The sequence below is a fragment of the Phenylobacterium sp. genome (assembly GCF_036263695.1).
GTDB lineage: Bacteria > Pseudomonadota > Alphaproteobacteria > Caulobacterales > Caulobacteraceae > Phenylobacterium.
This window is the reverse complement of sequence record NZ_DATAGM010000254.1, coordinates 1-2,247: the sequence shown is the minus strand read 5'-3', so window position 1 is coordinate 2,247 and position 2,247 is coordinate 1. Positions and strand designations below refer to the sequence as shown.

General features: G+C 68.3%; 3 protein-coding genes. 2 read left to right on the top strand and 1 reads right to left on the bottom strand.

The annotated features are described in order from the left end of the window. Positions 1-1,038: flagellar basal body P-ring protein FlgI (locus tag VHK87_RS10210; RefSeq protein ID WP_329634791.1), on the bottom strand; the 1,038-nt coding region annotated here is incomplete at its 3' end. A gap of 216 nt (positions 1,039-1,254) precedes the next feature. On the opposite strand from VHK87_RS10210, the gene VHK87_RS10205 reads away from it, so the two are divergent. Both VHK87_RS10205 and dksA read left to right on the top strand, forming a co-directional pair. Further along, positions 1,255-1,692 carry a flagellar assembly protein FliX gene (locus tag VHK87_RS10205; protein ID WP_329634790.1) on the top strand — a complete coding sequence of 146 codons (438 nt, stop codon included), beginning with the start codon at positions 1,255-1,257 and terminating at the stop codon, positions 1,690-1,692. A gap of 99 nt (positions 1,693-1,791) precedes the next feature. Continuing rightward, entirely contained in the window at positions 1,792-2,226 is a 435-nt protein-coding gene (gene dksA / locus VHK87_RS10200; RefSeq protein WP_329634792.1) for an RNA polymerase-binding protein DksA, read from the top strand. Positions 2,227-2,247: the final 21 nt, after the last annotated feature.

Sequence of the window (2,247 nt, the reverse complement as noted above, 5' to 3'; positions counted from 1 at the left end):
CCTCGGTGTGACGCCGAGGGCGTTCAGGCCCGACACCAGGCTGGCCAGCGAGGCGCCCTCCTGAAGGGTGATGAACTGCTTGCCCGTCTCCTCGTCCACCACCACGTCGGACTGGGGCACCACCACGGTCTCGCCGCGGCTGAAGCCCTCCGGCTGGCTGACGACAGGATACTCGCCGATCTTGATAGTCAGGTTGCCCTGGGCGATGGCGACGGTCGAGACGCGGACGTTCTCGCCCATCACGATCACGCCGTTGGTCTCGTCGACGACAACCTTGGCCGCGTTGTCGGGCTGCACCGACAGGTTCTCCACCTGGGCCAGGAAGCTCGGCATGTCCTGGCCGGCCGGCGGGCGAATGGCGACGATGGTCGGGTTCTCGGCGTAGGCCGTACCGGGGAACTTGGCGTTGACCGCGCCGGCGATCCGCTGGGCGGTGGTGAGGTCGGGATTGCGCAGGGTCATCCGCAGCTGGCCCATCGAGGCCATCTGGAAGCCGATCTCGCGCTCCACCAGCGCGCCGCCGGCGATCCGGCCGGCGGTGGGCACGCCCTTGGAGATGGAGGAGCCGGAGGCGCCCTGGGCCGAGACCGAGCCGGTGGCGACGGTTCCCTGCGCCACCGCGTAGGCCTGGCCATCGGCGCCCAGCAGGGGGGTCACCAGCAGCGAGCCGCCCTGCAGGCTCTTGGCGTCGCCCATGGCCGAGACCGACACGTCCACCGGCGAGCCGGCGGCGGCGAACGGCGGCAGCTTGGCGGTGACCATCACCGCGGCGACGTTCTTGGTGTTGAGGTTGGCGTCGCGGACGTTGACGCCCAGCCGCTCGAGCATGGCTTCGAGGCTCTGGCGGGTGAAGGGGGAGTTGCGCAGGGAGTCGCCGGTGCCGTTCAGGCCCACCACCAGCCCGTAGCCGACCAGCATGTTCTCCCGCACGCCTTCGAACTCGACCACGTCCTTGATCCGCGAGGCGGCGGCGGCCGGCCCGGCGGCGAGACCCGCCGTCAGGGCGGCGATGGCGAGGATCGAAAGGGTGCGACGCATTGGGAACTCGTAGGAACTTGGGCCCGTTCGCTGTCTGCGAGCCGCGTGCCAACCTGGCGCCGCCGGAATCCCTTAACAGAGTCAATCGAGTGGCGGGGCAGGGCCGCCACGCCCCAAGTCCGCCCTGCGGCAAAAGCTGCCGGGCGTTAACCTTGATCTAATGCGGCGAGGAAGAGACTGCCCACCTGACGAGCGAGTCAGGCAAAGTAGGCTTGCATGAAGGTCAGCGGCACCAAGGGCGTCGGATCCACAACGGGCAGCAGCGGCGCGTCCCGCCCGGCTGGCGGTGGATCAGGCTTTCGGATCAACTTTCCTCAGGAGGCGGCCGGCCCGGCGCCGGTCAGCGGCGCCTCCGGCGTGACGGGCGTCGCCAGCGTCGATGCGCTGCTGACGCTGCAGGCCTCCGGCGGGCCGCTTGAGCGCCGCCGGCGCGCGGTGGGCCGGGCCGGTCGGATCCTCGACGTCCTCGACGAGGTGCGCATCGCGCTGCTGGGCGGGAACCTCACCCTCGGGGCGCTGGAGCGCCTGCAGCGCGCGGTTCGCGAGGAGCGCGACCGCACCGACGATCCGGCGCTTGAGGGCGTGCTCAACGAGATCGAGTTGCGGGCGGCCGTCGAACTCGCCAAACACGAGCGTGCGACGCGTGCGGCCTAAACGCTCGGTTAACGCGACCTTCATTGAACGGCGGTCGTTTTGCGCTATAAGCCCCTCGCCAAGAACCAGGGGGATTTCGTCCAGGGGCGTGAGGTGTCTATGAAGGCAGCCGCTGTTTTGGCTAGCGCCGATGAACAAGAGTATCGTCCTTCCGAGGGCGAGGAGTTCATGAATGAGCGCCAGCTCGAGTACTTCAAAAAGAAACTGCTAGCGTGGAAGGAAGACATCCTTCGCGAGTCTCGCGAAACGCTGTCTCACCTTCAGCACGAAACCGAGAACCATCCCGACCTGGCCGATCGCGCCTCGTCGGAAACCGATCGGGCTCTCGAACTTCGCACGCGTGACCGTCAACGGAAGCTGATCTCCAAGATCGACGACGCGCTTCGGCGCATCGAAGACGGCAGCTACGGCTACTGTGAGGAGACCGGCGAGCCGATCGGCTTGGCCCGACTTGAAGCGCGGCCCATCGCCACCCTGAGCCTCGAAGCCCAGGAGCGGCATGAGCGGCGCGAGCGGGTCCACCGCGACGACTAGGGAAGGGGCCTTCGGGCCCCT

Coding starts and splice junctions, on each gene's coding strand:
- VHK87_RS10205 (WP_329634790.1), top strand. CDS start 1,255: ATGAAGGTCAGCGGCACCAAGGGCGTCGGATCCACAACGGGCAGCAGC.
- dksA (WP_329634792.1), top strand. CDS start 1,792: ATGAAGGCAGCCGCTGTTTTGGCTAGCGCCGATGAACAAGAGTATCGT.